The sequence below is a fragment of the Pedobacter sp. CG_S7 genome (assembly GCF_040544395.1).
Classification (GTDB): domain Bacteria; phylum Bacteroidota; class Bacteroidia; order Sphingobacteriales; family Sphingobacteriaceae; genus Pedobacter.
The window spans coordinates 126,028-144,681 of the sequence record NZ_JBEONS010000004.1; the positions used below are offsets into that span (position 1 = coordinate 126,028).

The window sequence follows — 18,654 nt, forward strand, 5'->3', positions numbered from 1 at the left end:
TAAACGATATACCGATGAAATATCTATATAAATTAGCATTTGTCTGCTGTCTGCTGGCAGTCACATCTTGTGAAAAATCTTTTCTTGAACTTTCTGATCCAACTAAAAAGTCTGCAGATAAATTTTATAAAAACGAACAAGAAGTTGAGCAGGCTGTAAATGGGGCTTATAGCTCTCTACAGGACCATGTAAATAGCCAGTATATATTTGCTGAAATGACTTCTGATAATACAAGCATACAACTTAATCCTTCTGATAGGGGACAAACAGATCGGGTAGAAGCTTTCGAGTTCTGGAATGTTACTTCCACCAATGTAAACATTGCAGATCTCTACAATCAGAGTTATAATGCATTATACAATATTAATTTTGCTTTGCTGAAATTACAGGATGTTCCAGGCATCAGCGAAAAGAAAAAAAAACAGTTTCAGGGCGAGCTACAGTTTATAAGAGCTTATTATTATTTCAATCTGGTGCGCTATTTCGGTCCTGTTGTCTTAATGACAGAACCACTTGCAAATTCTTCGGATGCGTTTAAGACCATACGCAGCAAAGAAGAGGTAATTTATAGCCAGATTATTAGTGACCTGACTGATGCTGCTACCAAGCTACCTGCAAAAAGCGAATATGCTACTGCCGAAAATGGACGGGCTTCAAAAGGTGCTGCGTTAGGATTATTAGGTAAAGTTTACCTGACAGTGAAAGATTATCCGAAAGCAGAAAGCACCCTCAAAGAGGTGCTAACACTGGGTTATTCCTTAATAAGTGATTATAGTGCCTTGTTTGATCCAGCCAGAAAGAACAATAGTGAATCTTTATTTGAAGTGCAGTATCAAGGGGGTAATAACCTGGGAGAATGGAGCAGTTTTGTTTATGCTTTTGCACCGCGTGGCTCTGAAGGTGCGGTTACGGGGTTTTCAACCAGCCGTCCGCAAGGATGGAATGTTCCTACCAGGAGTATCATTGATGAATTCGAGCCAGGTGACCTGCGTAAGGCAGTTTCCCTGAAAGAGGGCTATACAAATTCCAAAGAAGAATTCATAGGAATTCCTTTCGTTAATAAGTATAACCATCCACATACCATAGATGGAAGAACGGACGATAACTGGCCTGTACTCAGGTATGCTGATGTACTTCTGATGCTGGCTGAGGTGATTAATGAACAAGCAGGTCCTGGAAATGCATATCAATATATTAATCAGGTAAGGACAAGAGCAGGCCTTGAAAGCCTGAATGCTTTGGGGAAGGAAGATTTTCGTGCCGCTATTAGGCATGAGCGTCGTGTAGAGCTTGCTTTTGAAAACGATAGATGGTTTGATCTGAAACGATCACTGACCATTGCGCAGTTAACAGCATTAATGAACGCACATGGACAGGCTGAAAAAGCACGACCAACAGTAGACAGGGGTGGCGTGTCCTTTTCGCCGAATGACTATAAATTTGATGCTTACGAAGCTCTGTTCCCGATTCCGAACAGACAGTTGTTCCTGAATAAGAATTTAATACAAAACCCTGGGTATTAGTTTTAATGAACTTTCAATAATTATACGTATCATCCTTTTTAATATTTACGAAATCAAAACAGTTATGAATTTACGATTGCTTTTTCTGCTACGAGTTTCTCTTGTCCTTTTGTTGCTGTGCCCATTCAGTTCCAATGCACAAGTACAGGTTAAAAGCTTGAAAGTTAATTTTATGAATCCGCCTGATGTGTATAAGCCAGGTGTTTACTGGTACTTTATGGATGGAAATATGTCTGCAGAATCCATTACCAAAGATTTGGAATCAATGAAAAAAGCAGGGATAGGCAACCTGATCTTTCTGGAAGTAAATGTAGGTGTTCCAAGAGGGAAGGTCGATTTTCTAAGTGATGTCTGGAAATCACTTTTTGTACATGCAGAAAAAGAAGCCAGAAGATTGGGTATAGAAATTACTTTAGGTATCGGGCCTGGCTGGACAGGAAGTGGTGGTCCATGGGTTAAGCCGGAACAATCCATGAAACATCTGGTATCCAGCCAGGTTATTATATCTGCTGCTGACCGGAAGAAAATTGTTTTGCCCCTGCCACTTCCTAAAAAACCATTTTTTGGAGAGAATAATCTGACCGATGCTTTTAAAGTGGACTGGATGCGGTATTATGAAGATGTTGCTGTGCTTGCTTTTCCATATGTAGAACAAGGGAGTCGGATAGCTGATTATGAAGAAAAGGCACTCTTTTACAGAGCTCCATACAGTTCTGGAGTGGTAAAACCCCTTATGCCATCACCATCTGGGTTGATAGGTGATGAAAAAGCAGCCATTCAAAAAGACAAAATTATAGATCTTACAGATAAAATGCAGCCTGATGGCACATTGAATTGGTTTCCAGCTACTGGTAAATGGATAGTGATGCGTTTTGTGAGCCGGAATAATGGTGCTATAACCCGTCCCGCATCTTTTCCAGGCTTAGGCTTTGAAGCAGATAAATTCGATACTATTGCAATCAATGCACACCTTGATGTTTATGTAGGCAGCCTGCTGAAAAAGATAGGGAAAATTGAAAAAGGGCGTGCCGGTGGGTTAAAGCGCCTGCACATGGACAGCTGGGAGATGGGGGCACAAAATTGGACAGCAAATTTTAGGAAAGAGTTTCTGAAAAGAAGAGGATATGACCCACTGAAGTACTATCCGGCCTATGCTGGCAGCATTGTCGGAAGCCTGGAAGAAAGCGAAAGGTTTCTTTGGGATCTGAGACAAACTTCACAAGAGTTGGTGCTGGAAAACCATGCAGAACATGTAAAGAAATATGCCCGACGCCATAACCTTGAATTATCTATTGAACCCTATGATATGAACCCGACATCGGATCTGGATTTAGGTAGTGTAGCAGATGTACCAATGGCAGAATTCTGGAGTAAGGGTTTTGGTTTCAATTCCACTTATAGTGTAATTGAGGCTACTTCTATTGGTCATGTTATGGGTAAGTCTTTAATTCCTGCTGAAGCGTTTACAGCTCAAGGCGGGGAAGGCTGGCAACAGCATCCGGGCTCAATGAAAAACCAGGGAGACTGGGCTTTTGCAGCCGGAATTAACCGCTTTGTTTACCATACTTTTCAAAATCAGTTCCTGCCAGATTCGCTGAAACCGGGAGCAACGATGGGGCCTTATGGTGTGCATTGGGACAGAAGTCAGACCTGGTGGCCAATGGTTGGTGCTTATCATGATTACGTAACCAGGTCACAGTATCTTTTACAGCAAGGGCGTACTGTAGCCGACATCTTATACCTCACTCCTGAAGGATCCCCCCTGGTGTTTGTTCCACCTGCATCAGCTATGGTTGGTGATACAATAGGCGACAGGAAAGGCTATAATTTTGATGGCTGTTCTCCGGCACAACTGATGAAGGCATCGGTAAAGCATAACCAGGTTGTTTTTCCTGGAGGTGCCAGCTACCGCATTCTGGTTTTACCGGTCTATGAATCTATGACCCCTGCATTACTGACCAAAATTGGCGAACTGGCCAGCCAAGGTGCAACAGTTGTGGGCAGCCCGCCATTAAGGTCCCCGAGCCTGGTAAACTTTCCACATGGCGATACCGAAGTTCAATCACTGTGTTTGAAAATCTGGGGTACAGTTAGTAAGCCTACTCAGGAAATGTACCGTAATTACGGAAAAGGCAAACTGATATGGGGAGGAGCTTTAAGTGAACACCCAGATAATTTGTATCCACGGTATGATGTGACCGCTAAAATATTAAATTCTTTAAGCCTGATTGAAGATTTTCAGTCTGATGGACCGGTAAGATATACACACCGGACCGATGAAGGCTGGGATCTTTATTTTGTTTCCAATACAACAGATAAACCCATTAGTCTGACTGCTCATTTCAGATCGGTTAAGGGTTCTCCTGAATTATGGAATGCAGTTACAGGAAAGATCAGTAAGGTTGATCAGTTTGTTGCAGGACAGGAAAAAACAGTGATGCCTTTACAGCTGGATGCCTATGAAAGCATATTTGTACTGTTTTCCGCAGAGCACAAATGGGCAGCTTCCGCCAAAAAAAAGGAGAATACGCGGGATCAGCTAATGAGGCTTAATGGTTCATGGGATGTCAACTTTGATCCGAAATGGGGAGGCCCCGCGCATACGGTCTTTGATACTTTGTCTGACTGGTCCAAAAATAAAAATGAAGTCATCAGATACTATTCAGGTATTGCATCCTATCATCAGAAATTTGATTTAGCTGCTTCAAAATTGGAAAAAGGATCACCCGTTTATCTTGATCTAGGTAATGTTAAAAATATGGCCAGGGTAAAACTAAATGGAAAAGATCTGGGGGTGGTATGGACTGCTCCCTATAGCGTAGATATTTCAGGTGCTTTAAAACAAAAGAATAATCAGCTGACCATTGAAGTGGTTAACCTTTGGCCAAACAGGCTCATCGGTGATGAACTAAAACCTTATGATGGTGTGGTTAATGACCAATGGCCGGAGTGGTTGCTTAAGAATCAGCCGCGTACCAGTGGGAGGTACACTTTTACAACTTCTCAACCTTATAAAGCAAACACGCCTTTATTCGAGTCGGGCTTGTTAGGGCCGGTAACTATCGTTCAGGAAATAATCAGAGAAATAAAATAAAATACATGTATACACAAACAAAAGTGAAAGCTGGCCTTTTCGGTATAGGTCTGCAGGCTTATTGGAATCAGTTCGAAGGATTAAAAGAGCGGCTGATGGGGTATGTTGATCAGGTCGCAGTGGAGATGGGAAAATTTGATGCCGAAATTGTAAACCTTGGATTAATTGATACACCAGAGAAAGCTTTTGAAGCGGGTGCTACATTTAAAACAGCAGATGTTGATATTATTTTTCTTTATGTTTCTACTTATGCATTGTCTTCTACGGTGTTGCCTGTGGTTAGAAAAGCAAATGTGCCGGTTATTGTACTAAATCTTTCACCACAGGCAAGTATTGATTACGAAAGCTTTAACAGGTTATCAGACAGAACAGTCATGACAGGAGAGTGGCTGGCACATTGTTCATCTTGTGCAGTTCCGGAAATTGCTAATGTTTTTAACCGTTGTAAAATTCCATTTTTTCAGGTAACTGGTATGCTCTATAACGATCCTCATGTCTGGAAAGAGGTTCTGGAATGGATAGAGGCAGCAAACGTTGCAAGGATTATGTATCATAATCGGCTTGGCATTATGGGTAATTATTATAGTGGTATGATGGATATCTACACCGACCTTACCCTCCAGTATGCTACTTTTGGGGGGCACATGGAGGTAATTGAAGTCGATGAACTGTCTGGCTTAAGCGCACAGGTAACCGATGTAGAGATCGAAGCTAAACTCCTGGAAATTCATGCAGTTTTTGACGTTCAGGACAATTGTCTGCCTCAGGAGCTACATAGAGCTGCACAGACCGCGGTAGCCTTGGACAAGCTGGTCGTCAAACATCAGCTGGGTTCTCTTGCTTATTATCATAAAGGAAGCGGCAATGCTATCAATGAAAATACCATAACTTCAGTGATCCTTGGAAATTCACTTTTAACGGGCAGAAATATTCCGGTTGCAGGTGAGTATGAAATAAAAAATGTACAAGCCATGAAGATCATTGATAGTTTTGGTGCAGGTGGTTCTTTCACAGAATATTATGCAATGGATTTCAATGATGATGTCGTTCTGATGGGACATGACGGGCCATGTCATCCCCGGATAGCAGAAGGTAAAGTTAAAGTAAGACCGCTGGAGGTTTATCATGGTAAAGTAGGAAACGGCTTATCCGTTGAAATGTCTGTAAGTCATGGTGCTGTTACCTTACTTTCTGTTGTCGAAACTGGTGATGGCACGCTTAAATTCCTTGTAGCAGAAGGAGAATCTGTACCAGGTAGTATCTTGGAAATAGGTAATACCAATAGCCGGTATAGATTTTCTATAGGATCGAGAAACTTTGTTGAGGCCTGGAATAAGCAGGGGCCGGCACATCACTGTGCTATCGGCAAGGGGAACCTTGCTTCCAAAATTAAAAAACTAGGAGAGGTATTAAAGGTAAAGACTATACAGGTTTGCTGATGTTTTTCCCGAATTTACAACACTAGATCATCCTAAAAAGGCCGTTTTCCTTTAAAGAATACGGCCTTTTTAGTTGATTTGCAACAGCTAAACCGTAGATTTTATTTTCAGCTCTTTTAATTGTTTATCATCAATAGTAGATGGACTGTCAATCATTACGTCTCTGCCCGAATTGTTTTTAGGGAAGGCAATAACGTCTCTAATACTGTCTAAGCCTGCAAAAATAGAACACAAGCGGTCAAATCCAAAGGCTATCCCGCCATGTGGTGGTGCTCCAAATTCAAAGGCATCCATTAGAAAGCCGAATTGTTTTTGTGCATCTTCCGCCGAAAAGCCCAAATGCTTAAACATTAAAGCTTGTAAATTTCTTTCGTGAATACGGATAGATCCTCCACCGATTTCTGTTCCATTAACCACCATATCATAGGCATTTGCTCTTACCTCTCCCGGATGGGTGTCAAGTAAAGCAATATCTTCTGGTTTAGGCGATGTAAAAGGATGGTGCATGGCATGGTAGCGTTCTGATTCTTCATCCCACTCTAATAGCGGGAAATCCAGAACCCAAAGGGCACTAAATGTATTTTTATCGCGTAAACCTAATCTGTTACCCATCTCTAAACGAAGTTCACTTAATTGTTTGCGAACTTTATCAGTTGTGCCTGCCATGAGGAGTATTAAATCTCCAGGTTGAGAATTTAAGGCAGCAGACCATTTAGCGAGTTCTTCTTCGTTGTAAAACTTATCTACAGATGATTTTAGCGTACCATCACCATTGTGTCTGCAATAAATTAATCCTGTTGCACCTATCTGCGGACGTTTAATGAAATCAGTTAATTCGTCCATTTGTTTACGCGTATAGTGAGAGCAGCCCTTAGCATTGATGCCGATTACTAATTCTGCATGGTCAAAAACAGGGAAGTCATGACCTTTTACCAGGTCGCTAAGTTCCACAAACTGCATTTCAAAACGGGTATCAGGCTTGTCAGATCCATATAAACGCATGGCATCTGCGTATTGCATTCTAGGGACTTCTGGCAGGTCTATACCTTTAATTTCTTTAAATAAAGTACGGATAAGTCCTTCAAAAGTGTTTAGGATATCTTCTTGCTCAATAAAAGACATTTCGCAATCTATCTGTGTAAATTCAGGTTGCCTGTCGGCACGTAAATCTTCATCTCTAAAACATTTTACAATTTGAAAGTAACGGTCAAATCCCGAAACCATTAATAACTGTTTAAATGTTTGTGGCGATTGAGGTAAGGCATAAAATTCGCCGGCATTCATTCTGCTGGGCACAACAAAATCTCTGGCACCTTCGGGAGTTGATTTAATCAATACAGGAGTTTCTACTTCTATGAAGTCTAAACCATCAAGGTACCGTCGAACTGCTTGTGCCATGCGATGGCGCAGGATCATATTATTCCTAACCGGTGTACGACGTAAATCAAGGTAACGGTACTTCATGCGCAAGTCATCACCACCATCAGTTTCATCCTCAATTAAAAAAGGGGGTATTTTCGCTGCATTCAATATTTCCAGGGCCGTGATTTTTATTTCCACATCCCCCGTAGGCATTTTTGCGTTTTTATTTGAGCGTTCCACTACGATACCGCTTGCCTTAATTACAAATTCACGACCCAATTTCCGTGCGGCTTCGCACAAACCCTGGTTGTCATCCATATTAAAAACTAACTGCGTAATTCCGTATCGATCACGAATATCAATAAAAGTCATTCCGCCCAGGTCTCTGGATTTTTGTACCCAGCCGCAGAGAATCACATTTTCTCCAAGATTCTTCGTGGTTAAAGCACCGCAAGTTGTTGTTCTTAGCATTATTGTAGTAATTAAGTCGCAAAAATATTCATTTATTTCTCATATCCATGCAAGCGCTCAAAAGTTTGCTCTCCTTTTTATATATTTACCGCTTTATAAATAAAACATGATCGAATTATTAAGTGACCCTGCTGCTTGGATATCTTTAGTTACTCTAACCTTGTTGGAGATTGTACTGGGTATTGATAACATTATTTTCATTTCTATATTATCTTCTAAATTACCATTAGAACAACAGGCCAAAGCAAGAAAACTAGGATTGGCACTCGCCATGATTACCAGGGTTTTATTGTTGCTTTCTTTGAGTTGGGTGATGAGCTTAACAGCTGATTTGTTTAATGTAGGCTCCTGGTTTAATTTGAGTGATTCAGACTTAATGACAAAACTGGCCATTTCTGGAAGAGACATTATTTTGATTACAGGAGGTCTGTTTCTTATCTATAAAAGTACACATGAAATCCATTTAAAGTTAGAGGGTGAAGAAGATAGTGGTGGAAAACCAAAGGTGCAGACCTTTAGTGGGGTAATTACACAGATTTTGTTGCTTGATATTGTATTTTCATTAGACTCGGTTATTACAGCTGTAGGTATGGCAGAACATGTGGAGATTATGATTGCTGCAGTAGTTATTGCCGTTCTGATCATGATGGTTTCGGCAAATGCCATCAGCAATTTTGTAAACAATCATCCAACAGTTAAAATGCTTGCCTTATCGTTTTTATTGCTGATTGGAGTTTCTCTGCTAGCTGAAGGTTTTGACCAGCATATTCCAAAAGGTTATATTTATTTTGCTATGGCATTCTCTATTTTAGTTGAAATGCTGAACCTGAAAATGAAAAAGAACACGAAAGAGCCAATTGAATTAAGAGATACACCAAGAGAAAATATCGATTAATTTATTGCTGCTATTCAATTAGTAAAAGTACTTTTGCCTTCTCCTAACGGCAAAAGTACTTTTTATGATTTCATTTTTTGAGGCCTCACTGGCTGAACTTTCCATACATAGAATCGGCAATAAAGCTGAAGATGAGTTTTATGTGCTCTCTGATCAATCCCTTGTTATTCAAGACGAACAACTAAAGGAACTCCTGTTAGAATATTTCTTAAGCCCTTATTTAAAGGTGAATGAAATTTATCGTTTTTTTCATCCAAATGATGATTTGAACTTAAATGAAGTTTATCATTTTGCTGAAGCCATCTTTGAAAAAGGAAGTAATTTCCATCAAAACAGTCAGCAGCTGGCAAAATATCTTTATGAAATTTCCAGCCATCCTAAAATTAAATCAGGTGAGTTGTATGTCGCCTATTTTGAAAATGTACAAATTGAGGGCGAGGTTCACGATGCCATAGGAATCTTTAAATCTGAAACGAAAGAAACCTATTTAAAGGTTTATCCAGAGAATAGTGGTTTTAACCTGAGTTATGAGCAAGAGGCCATTAATATTAGTAAGCTTGATAAAGGTTGTTTAATTATCAATACAGAAAAAGAGGAAGGCTATAAAGTGGCCATCATTGACCAGACTAACCGTAGTTCGGATGCTGTTTATTGGAAAGATGAATTCCTGAAACTTAAAGTCAGGAATGATAATTATAACCAGACTAACAATGTTTTAGGCGTTTATAAGAACTTCGTGACCCAAAAGCTTGATGAAGATTTTGAAATTTCTAAGGCCGATAAAATTGACTTATTAAATAAGTCGATGAAGTACTTTAAGGAGAAAGAAAGTTTCGACCTAGAGGAGTTTTCTAACGAAGTAATTGCTAATGCAGAGGGGATTGAATCTTTTAAAAACTTCAAAAAGAATTACGAAGAAGAATTTGACACCAATATTGCGGATAGCTTTGAGATTTCTGAGGCGGCTGTTAAAAAACAGAGCAAGTCTTTTAAGCGTATCATTAAGCTAGATAAAAATTTTCATATTTATATTCACGGCAACAAAGAGTTAATAGAAAAGGGGTTTGACGAAGATAAATCTATGAATTATTATAAAGTTTATTTCAAGGAAGAGTTGTAAACTCATAATTAATTGTAGATTTATTTTTATAAACCAAATATTTCTAACAATTGATGAGTCCCGAACCAAAGAGCAACAACATTTTTAAAGTTATTGGTGCCTCCTCCCTGGGTACATTAATAGAATGGTATGATTTTTATATCTTCGGCAGCCTAGCAGCCATTATAGGGTCGCAATTGTTTCCTGCAGATGCAGGGGCATCCGCATTGATTAACACGTTGGCTATTTTTGCCGCAGGTTTTATTGTGCGGCCTTTCGGAGCCTTGTTCTTTGGTCGCCTGGGCGACCTGATTGGAAGGAAACATACTTTTTTATTGACATTGGTACTTATGGGCGGCTCTACGTTTTTAATAGGCCTAATTCCATCTTATTCTAGTATTGGTTATGCAGCGCCTCTATTGGTTTTAATTCTGCGTTTAGTGCAGGGGTTGGCCTTGGGAGGTGAATATGGTGGTGCTGCAACTTATGTAGCAGAACATGCTCCGGCAAATAAACGCGGTTTCTTTACCAGCTGGATACAGACAACTGCAACCGGTGGATTGTTTCTTTCTCTTGGTGTTATTGTGCTAACCAAAAATCTTTTAGGTACAGAAGATTTTGCTTCATGGGGTTGGAGAATACCTTTCTTGTTGTCAATCTTGTTAGTTGGCGTTTCCATCTACATCCGGATGAAAATGCACGAGTCACCAATGTTTGAAAAATTAAAGTCAGAAGGTAAAGTTTCTAAAAATCCATTGAAAGAAAGTTTTAGTAATAAACGCAACTTTAAAATGGTACTCCTTGCTTTATTTGGAGCTACTATGGGTCAGGGGGTAATTTGGTATACCGGCCAATTCTATGCACAGTCTTTCCTGGAAAACACTTGTAAAGTTGATTTTAACGATTCCCGTTACATTCTTTTATGGGGTATAGCTTTTGCCACACCTTTCTTTGTAATTTTTGGTGCCTGGAGCGATCGGGTGGGTCGAAAATGGATCATGTTAGCTGGTATGTTACTGGGGGTTATTTTCTACAGGCCTATTTACCAGATTTTTTTAGATGATACTGATGTAACGAAAGTTACCCAGCAAGATATAATGGAGGTTAGCCATCCTATTGTTGTTCGTAGTTTGATCAATAACACTGCCGATAGCCTGATTACCACAACATCTAGGGTAACGTTATTAAGTGGCGCTGCTTTTACCAAAGTACAGTCGCATACCAAATATGCTGACCCCGCAAAAGGTAATGTTGTAGCTCCTGATACTTATAAAGATAAGATATTGAGTGCCGGGGTGTTTTGGAAATTCGTTGGCTTAATCTTCTTTCAAATATTATTAGTGACGATGGTTTATGGACCAATAGCTGCATTTTTAGTAGAGTTGTTTCCAACAAAAATCAGGTATACTTCCATGTCTTTACCTTACCATGTTGGTAATGGTGTATTTGGGGGCTTAGTGCCTTTCATTGCTACATTGATAGCCAGCTTTGCAGGCTCTAATCCTTTATCCGGTTTATGGTATCCTATTGGCATTGCTGCTTTAGGGTTTCTGATCGGAGCAATTTATTTATCCAACAAAAAACCTGACCACGGTGAAGAAGATCAGGATCAAATTAAAGCATCATGAACAAATTAAAAAAGACACTCGGTATATTTTGGATGCTTCTTGGTCCTTCATCGATAATCTTCCTGTTTATGCAAGCTTTTGAAAAGGTTGGGCTGGCAGCGGCAGGAGTAGAAAGAACAAATACAGCCTTACAATGGGGCATCATCTTATTCATCTTTATCCCTATCAGCGCAGGACTGGTTATTTTTGGCTATTATGCTTTTAAAGGGGAGTATGATCAACTCCCCGGAGTGGATGAATAAGTGCTTAGGGTTTTAAAGTACCCTAAGCAATAATCCTTTTAAATATTCACCTTCAGAGAAGGAAATTCGGACAGGGTGGTCTTCTGGCTGAGAAAACTGCTTAATGATTTGGACTTCTTTGCCTGCATCTAAAGCTGCCCATGCAATAATTTGTTTAAAGGTCTCTATGTCTACTGCTCCTGAGCAAGAGAAAGTGGCCAGTAAACCTCCGCTTTCCAATAAGTGCATAGCCAGACGGTTCAGGTCTTTATAAGCACGTGCGGCACGATCTAAAGCAGACCGCGAGGGTGCATATTTTGGCGGATCAAGAATAATGATGTCAAACTTCTTACCTTCTTCTTTAAAAATACGCAATTGCTTGTTTACATCAGATTGTATACTAGTTTGCTGCTCTTCATTATATCCGTTTAAGGCAATGTTATGTTTTAATGTTTCCATGGCCAGAGCAGAACTGTCAATACTGGTTATATGACTGGCGCCCTTTCTTAAACAATTTAAGGAAAATCCTCCGCTATAACTAAAGCAATCCAATACATTCTTACCTGATGCATATTCCGCTAAAATCCGTCTGTTGTCGCGTTGATCGCAATAAAAGCCTGATTTTTGACCTTCCGCAATATTGATATGGTAAAGGATACCATTTTCTTTGACTTCGATAAATTCTGGCGGCATTTCTCCCCAAAGCAAGCCTTGTGCAATTTCCAGGTTCTCATGTGTGCGGGCATTAGAGTCGCTTTTATCAAAAATACCTTTAGGTTGTAATTCTTCTTTTAAGATAGCAATGATGTCCTGCTTGATGTTTTCCATGCCAGCACTTAAAATCTGAAGGGATAAAAAATCAGCATATTGATCAACAATTAATCCGGGAAGAAAATCAGCCTCACTGAATACCAGTCGGCAAGTATTGGTTTGTTTATCCTGTAAAACGTGCTGGCGGGCAGCAATAGCATTTTGTAGCTTTAGCTGGTACCAGGCTTTATCAATGGTCTTATTTTCATCCCATTCTAATAACCTAACAGCAACCCTTGATTGCCCATTGTAATAGCCATAGGCTAAGAATTCATTGTCGGCCGCCTTTACAATAACCACCTCGCCATTTAAAGGACTTCCTTTAACTTTGTCAATAGCGCCTGAAAATATCCAGGGGTGGCGTTGCAATGCTGCTTTTTCCTTACCTTTTTTGAGTATTACATCAATCATGGGGTAAAGGTAAAAAAAACCAGGTCAACTCATCTGCTTATTGAAATTAGGATGTAAGACTTAAGAGCAGTATTTTTACAGGAATTGAAAGAAATAATAATAATGTCTAAGGGCAGTAAATGGTGTTAAATGTATTTTAATTTTACAGGAGAAAATGATCCCGCACAGGAGGATGAGCATTACATGCGTCTGGCTTTACAGGAGGCAGAAAAGGCTTTTGATGCGGATGAAATTCCCATTGGCGCCATCGTGGTTTGCAAAGGAAGAATTGTGGGAAGGGGTTATAATTTAACCGAGCAATTAAATGATGTAACCGCTCATGCTGAAATGCAAGCTTTTACTTCAGCGAATCAAACTTTAGGGGGCAAATACCTTAAAGATTGTACAATTTATGTCACCATTGAGCCCTGTGTGATGTGTGCAGGGGCCAGTTACTGGATGCAAATTGGTCGAATTGTATTTGGCGCAAGGGAAGAAAAAAGAGGTTTCATCAGTAAGGGAATACATTTGTTGCATCCTAAAACAGTTTTAAAGCAGGGCGTGCTTGCCAAAGAATGTGCTGCACTTATGACACAGTTTTTCGTAAACAAACGCGGTTAAACTTACATTTACATAGAACAAATGTTAACTTGCGATTGTTATATTTGTTTATTAATTATTTAAAACTTAAATCATTCTATTATGGCTTTTGAATTACCTGCGTTACCTTACGCAACAGATGCACTAGAACCGCATATCGATAAATTAACCATGGAAATCCACCATGATAAACACCACCAGGCTTATGTTACCAATCTTAACAAAGCATTAGAAGGTAAGCCTGAGGCAACACATAGTTTGGACGATATTATTAAGAATATAGATAAATTCCCTGTTGCAGTTAGAAATAATGGTGGTGGTCACTTCAACCACTCTTTATTCTGGGAAGTAATTGCGCCAAACAAAGGTGGCGAACCTACTGGAGAATTGGCAGAAGCTATTAAAGCAACTTTCGGTACTTTCGCAGACTTCAAAACTAAGTTTTCTGAAGCTGGTACAACCCGTTTTGGTTCAGGATGGGCATGGCTAAGTGTTGGTGCTGACAAAAAACTGGTTGTTTCTTCTACACCAAACCAGGATAGCCCTCTAATGAATATTGCCGAGGTTAAAGGAACGCCAATTTTAGGGATGGATGTTTGGGAGCATGCTTATTATTTAAAATATCAAAACAGACGCCCTGAATACATTGCTGCATTTTGGAATGTAGTTAATTGGGATGCTGTTGCAGAACGTTTCCAAAAAGCAACTGCATAATTTTTATAAGGCTTTATTTTAAAGCTGATCAAAAAAGCCTGTTTTCTTTAATGTAGAGAACAGGCTTTTTCCGTTATACTATTTCATTTAAATCAACCTGCTTATATTTCATTTTGAAATAAAGTGCAGAAAACACAGTTAGCAGAAGGCCAATTACAGACAGCACGATTACACTGTTCGAAAAGAAGGAGACCCAATTCATTTGTACCCTCAAGATTTCCTTAGAGAACAATACACCCACACTGCCGATATAACCAAAAGAGTCGGCGAGGTAGATGAGGAACCCAACGTTTCCAGAATACCTGAATGTCGCAATCAGCCTTTCAAAAAACACCGCATTAAAAGGGATGTAAACCATATACAGGCCAAGTCCTACGGTAGTCATCCAACATAAAGGGGAAGAATGGTTATTTATAAAAGCGATGGTTGATAAACCTGCTAACAGGAATCCAAGACCAATAAACCCATGTGCGACCATAAGCGCTTTAAAACTATTGCGGATCATGACCATACTACCAATAAGTACTAATATGATCAGTGTGATAGGCGTTTCAGTTTTTGTAAAAATGGCTGGCTGATTAAAATAGCCCATTTCCTTCCACATCTCTGCACCGAAGTTATCGCGGATATCCCTAAAAATTGTAGCAAAAGTATAGATAAGAATACAGGCAATTAAACCTGGTAGGAAGGTCTTTAAAAAAGTATTTCGCTGTGCAGCGCTCATCGGCGTACGCTCCATTCGTTCTGAAATATCTTGTACTTCGGGAGGGGGAATCTTCTCCATCAGGTAAACAAAAAGGAGCAGCGGTACAGCGAATAAGAGTCCAGTATAAAATGGAACCCAAAATTCAGATAACTGAAACTCGAGCATCAACCATCCACCTGCAGTACGGACAAAACCTGAGGCAAAAATAAAGCTGACGGCAAGTGTAGCGCCAATAAAATCCGTACCCCTCCGCCCTTCGATATAAGAGAACACAACGCCCCATAACATACCCAGAGGGAAGCCGTTGATAAAGAGAAAGGCAATATTGTAGGGTACAGGTACTAGCGCAAAACACAGCCAGCTTAACCAGGAAATGGCTGTAAGCACGAGGATAATTGTTCCTCTTCCGGTTCGTTTTAATTCAGAAATATATTTTATTCCATAGAATTTAGCCAGCATATAACCCAATACCTGACTAATGACCAGCATTGTTTTATAGCTATATCCTGCAACCATTATGCCGTCGAATGTAGCAACGGTAAAGGATTTACGGAAGCCGAAGATCATAGTATAGGCGAGAAAGACAACAATCGCAGCGTAAATATTTATTTTTAACCTGCTTCCGGTTATTGGTTTCGGCTTAAAAAAGAGCATAAACTTATGTATATAGAGGAAGCAAGATAATAATTTAATAGGATTAAGCTTATTAGACCTTATAATCCGATTACATCTTTTTTCTTTTTGTTTTTCATGGTTTTTGGAACTACCTCCATAATTTCTTCTTTGAAAGCATTTAACATTCGCTTTTTGATGAAGTTTTTATGTGTAACTAAGCTGATTTCCCGAACAGGTTCAGGAGATTTAAAAGGCCTGATTTTACTAAGTTGTTTGTTGCTGAGTTCTGCTAAAGCAAGTTCCGGAATAATCGTAGCACCGTTGTTTAAATCAACCATTTTAATTAGTGTTTCAACACTTCCGGTATTGTAGGTTAGTCCTTGGAGCCTGTTTTCTTGTGTTGACCTACAAATATTGAGTACCTGAGCGCGCATGCAATGTCTTTCATTGAGCAACCAAATATTCTCTGATTCCAAGTCTTCGGGGTCTATGTTTTTCTTTTTAATTAGTTTGCTGTTTTTGCTGATATAGGTCACGAAATTCTCATAGAAAAGTGGATCCTCGATAATAGACTCCTCTGCAAGTGGCGTGGCCAGTAATCCGCAATCCAGCACACCCGTTTTAAGGTGGTGAATAATGTCATCAGTAGTATATTCCCAAATTAACAATTTCAGTGCAGGATACTTTTCCATCATAGAGGCAATCACCTGTGGCAAGAGGTATGGTGCGAGGGTAGGAATAATGCCAACCCGAAGTTCGCCAGCTATATCCTGTTGTTGGTTATTGATGAGTTCTTTAATTTTCTGACTTTCCTGCAGGACGATCCTGGCTTGTTCTATAATTTGGGCACCAATTTCTGTAGGGGTCACTGGTTGTCGGCTGCGGTCAAATAGCTTAACGTTGAGCATTTCTTCGAGCTTCTGCACTTGCATACTTAAGGTAGGCTGAGTTACAAAGCACTTTTCTGCAGCACCAACAAAACTTCTGTAGGTATCTACAGCCACAATGTATTCCAGTTGAACCAGCGTCATAAATTTAGGGTTTAATTTTATTTAAAAAGTCCTGATAAGCGAGGGAAATTCCTTCTTCCAGCTCTACTTTATGTTTCCATCCCAGGTTGTGAAGTTTAGAAACGTCCATCAGCTTGCGGGGTGTACCATCTGGTTTACTGCTATCGAATGTCAGCTCACCTTTAAATCCAATAATTTTTTTGATCATTAAGGCCAGGTCTTTGATCGTTAAATCTTCGCCAGTACCAATATTAATCAGGTTATTCTCATTGTAATTTTCCATTAAAAAATAACAGGCATCTGCCAGGTCATCAGCAAATAAAAATTCACGCATTGGCGAACCAGATCCCCAAACAATAACCGCTGCACTGCCATTTAATTTTGCTTCATGAAATTTACGGATCAAGGCAGGTAATACATGTGCGTTTTGCGGGTGGTAATTGTCATTGTAGCCATATAAATTGGTTGGCATTACTGAAATGAAATTACAGTTGTATTGTGCCCGGTAAGCATCACACAACTTAATACCTGCAATTTTAGCAATGGCGTAAGGTTCATTTGTTTCTTCCAATAAACCAGTTAATAGGTATTCCTCTTTTAGGGGCTGGGGAGCTAATTTTGGATAAATGCAGCTAGAGCCCAGGAACATTAGTTTCTTTACGCCGTTTAAGTAAGACTGATGAATAACATTGTTTTGAATACATAGGTTTTCATACAGGAAATCTGCACGGTAAGTATTGTTGGCAATGATACCACCAACTTTAGCTGCAGCTAAAAATACATATTCCGGTTTTTCTGCTGTAAAGAAAGCCGTCACTGCCAGTTGATCTTTTAAATCAAGTTCCGAAGACGTTCTGGTAACCAGATTGGTATAGCCTTCTTGTTGTAATTTCCGGTAAATTGCTGAGCCTACCATTCCTCGGTGACCCGCCACGTAAATTTTTGAATGTCTTTCCAATATATAGCTATTTTGTAAACAAAAGTACGAATTAGAAACGAACCTGTCGATGAACAGATTTAATTGTATTTTTGCAGAAAAAAAGAATAAATAGTGGGTAAGGACAAATTAAGAAAGTTTACGGAGATAGATACTTTTGCTAATGTTTATCAATTGGAAGAGGGGAAGGTCCTACGGGGGAAATGGGCTGAACTACATTTTAAAAACGACCATCCCATAGTATTGGAGCTTGCTTGTGGTAAAGGCGAATATTCTGTTGGTTTGGCCAAGTTATTTCCGCAGAAAAACTTTATTGGTATAGACCTCAAGGGAAACAGAATCTGGCGTGGTGCACGCACTGGAGTGGATGAGGGTATTGCCAACCTCGCTTTTTTAAGGATACAGATAGAAGATATTGTGGAATATTTTGGAGAAAATGAAATAGATGAAATTTGGATCACTTTTCCTGACCCACAGCCACAGGAAAGCAGAGAAAAAAAACGCTTAACTTTTCCCGGTTTCCTCCATAAATATAAAGGGTTTTTAAAACCTGGCGCTAAGATTAATTTAAAAACTGATAACGATGGTTTATATAATTATACCGTCGAAAAAGTAATAGAATTAGGATTAACTTGTCATAAGAAAACAGCACATTTATACCTGTCGGAATATGATGATGAAGTGCTTTCTATTAAAACCCATTATGAAAGGATTTACCTGAAGCATGATAAAAACATCAATTATATCCAGTTTTCATTAGTTTAATTACTTGGCTGGCAAATGGAACAGACATTTTATGAGCAGGTTTTCGAAGTGGTAAAACTTATTCCAAAGGGTAGGGTTACAAGTTATGGGGCGATAGCAAAAAGCCTGGGTGCTGGGGGTTCTTCGCGTATGGTGGGTCATGCCATGCGTTACGCAGGTAGCGTCCATCCACCATTACCAGCACATCGGGTAGTTAACAGTGTGGGTTTATTGACTGGCAAATTTCATTTTAATCCGCCAACGCTTATGGCAGCATTGTTGGAAAACGAAGGGATTATTATAAAAAATGATAAAGTACAAAACTTTACAACTCATTTTTGGAATCCGCTCACAGAAATATAATTAATCAGAATATTTATTAAATAGAAGCCTTTA

16 protein-coding genes are annotated in these 18,654 nt (G+C 39.5%); 11 read left to right on the forward strand and 5 right to left on the reverse strand.

All coding sequences use genetic code 11. The features are described 5' to 3' along the window. Positions 1 to 14: 14 nt before the first annotated feature. The 3 genes from AAKU52_RS04360 (at position 15) to AAKU52_RS04370 (ending at position 6,056) form a co-directional block, all read left to right on the forward strand. Complete coding sequence (locus AAKU52_RS04360) at positions 15 to 1,523, forward strand: RagB/SusD family nutrient uptake outer membrane protein (protein WP_354330621.1); 1,509 nt, start codon at positions 15 to 17, stop codon at positions 1,521 to 1,523. A gap of 64 nt (positions 1,524 to 1,587) precedes the next feature. Further along, the gene (locus tag AAKU52_RS04365; RefSeq protein WP_354330624.1) at positions 1,588 to 4,617 is read left to right on the forward strand and encodes a glycosyl hydrolase; all 3,030 of its coding nucleotides are present in this window, start codon (positions 1,588 to 1,590) and stop codon (positions 4,615 to 4,617) included. Between the two features lie 5 nt (positions 4,618 to 4,622). Then, on the forward strand, positions 4,623 to 6,056 hold the full coding sequence (locus AAKU52_RS04370) for an arabinose isomerase (RefSeq protein ID WP_354330626.1): 1,434 nt from the start codon (positions 4,623 to 4,625) through the stop codon (positions 6,054 to 6,056). 87 nt (positions 6,057 to 6,143) lie between these two features. Here AAKU52_RS04370 and aspS read toward each other — a convergent pair whose 3' ends face one another. Further along, entirely contained in the window at positions 6,144 to 7,889 is a 1,746-nt protein-coding gene (gene aspS / locus AAKU52_RS04375; RefSeq protein ID WP_354330628.1) for an aspartate--tRNA ligase, read from the reverse strand. Positions 7,890 to 7,995: 106 nt separating this feature from the next. On the opposite strand from aspS, the gene AAKU52_RS04380 reads away from it, so the two are divergent. From AAKU52_RS04380 to AAKU52_RS04395, 4 genes are all read left to right on the forward strand, one after another. Then, positions 7,996 to 8,784: a TerC family protein gene (locus AAKU52_RS04380; RefSeq protein WP_354330629.1), complete on the forward strand. Its 789-nt coding sequence runs from the start codon at positions 7,996 to 7,998 to the stop codon at positions 8,782 to 8,784. A gap of 64 nt (positions 8,785 to 8,848) precedes the next feature. After that, on the forward strand, positions 8,849 to 9,904 hold the full coding sequence (locus AAKU52_RS04385) for a nucleoid-associated protein (protein ID WP_354330631.1): 1,056 nt from the start codon (positions 8,849 to 8,851) through the stop codon (positions 9,902 to 9,904). 53 nt (positions 9,905 to 9,957) lie between these two features. Further along, entirely contained in the window at positions 9,958 to 11,511 is a 1,554-nt protein-coding gene (locus tag AAKU52_RS04390) for an MFS transporter (protein WP_354330633.1), read from the forward strand. Continuing rightward, on the forward strand, positions 11,508 to 11,753 hold the full coding sequence (locus tag AAKU52_RS04395; RefSeq protein ID WP_354330635.1) for a DUF6814 family protein: 246 nt from the start codon (positions 11,508 to 11,510) through the stop codon (positions 11,751 to 11,753). Before AAKU52_RS04390 ends, AAKU52_RS04395 begins: the two co-directional genes overlap by 4 nt. Positions 11,754 to 11,765: 12 nt before the next feature. On the opposite strand, the gene AAKU52_RS04400 is transcribed toward AAKU52_RS04395, so the two are convergent. Continuing rightward, a complete protein-coding gene (locus AAKU52_RS04400) occupies positions 11,766 to 12,953 on the reverse strand; it encodes a class I SAM-dependent rRNA methyltransferase (protein WP_354330637.1) in 1,188 nt (395 codons plus the stop codon). A 129-nt stretch (positions 12,954 to 13,082) separates the two neighbouring features. Between AAKU52_RS04400 and AAKU52_RS04405 the strand changes: the two genes are divergently transcribed. Beyond that, positions 13,083 to 13,553, forward strand: coding sequence for a nucleoside deaminase (locus AAKU52_RS04405; protein WP_354330640.1), 471 nt, complete (start codon positions 13,083 to 13,085; stop codon positions 13,551 to 13,553). Positions 13,554 to 13,634: 81 nt separating this feature from the next. Continuing rightward, positions 13,635 to 14,246 carry a superoxide dismutase gene (locus tag AAKU52_RS04410; protein ID WP_354330642.1) on the forward strand — a complete coding sequence of 204 codons (612 nt, stop codon included), beginning with the start codon at positions 13,635 to 13,637 and terminating at the stop codon, positions 14,244 to 14,246. A 73-nt stretch (positions 14,247 to 14,319) separates the two neighbouring features. Here the strand turns inward: AAKU52_RS04410 and AAKU52_RS04415 are convergent, their stop codons facing one another. The 3 genes from AAKU52_RS04415 to fcl are packed head-to-tail and all read right to left on the reverse strand — an operon-like array spanning position 14,320 to position 17,535. Next, on the reverse strand, positions 14,320 to 15,606 hold the full coding sequence (locus AAKU52_RS04415; protein ID WP_354330644.1) for a DUF5690 family protein: 1,287 nt from the start codon (positions 15,604 to 15,606) through the stop codon (positions 14,320 to 14,322). Positions 15,607 to 15,665: 59 nt separating this feature from the next. Beyond that, complete coding sequence (locus AAKU52_RS04420; RefSeq protein ID WP_354330646.1) at positions 15,666 to 16,598, reverse strand: hydrogen peroxide-inducible genes activator; 933 nt, start codon at positions 16,596 to 16,598, stop codon at positions 15,666 to 15,668. 4 nt (positions 16,599 to 16,602) lie between these two features. Then, positions 16,603 to 17,535: a GDP-L-fucose synthase gene (gene fcl, locus AAKU52_RS04425; protein WP_354330648.1), complete on the reverse strand. Its 933-nt coding sequence runs from the start codon at positions 17,533 to 17,535 to the stop codon at positions 16,603 to 16,605. Between the two features lie 93 nt (positions 17,536 to 17,628). Here fcl and trmB point away from each other — a divergent pair, with 93 nt between their 5' ends. Together trmB and AAKU52_RS04435 are read left to right on the forward strand one after the other, a co-directional pair. Further along, positions 17,629 to 18,279 (forward strand): tRNA (guanosine(46)-N7)-methyltransferase TrmB, encoded by a 651-nt coding sequence (trmB, locus tag AAKU52_RS04430; RefSeq protein ID WP_354330650.1) that lies wholly within the window; start codon positions 17,629 to 17,631, stop codon positions 18,277 to 18,279. Positions 18,280 to 18,294: 15 nt separating this feature from the next. Continuing rightward, a complete protein-coding gene (locus AAKU52_RS04435) occupies positions 18,295 to 18,621 on the forward strand; it encodes an MGMT family protein (RefSeq protein ID WP_354330652.1) in 327 nt (108 codons plus the stop codon). The last annotated feature ends 33 nt before the right edge of the window (positions 18,622 to 18,654 follow it).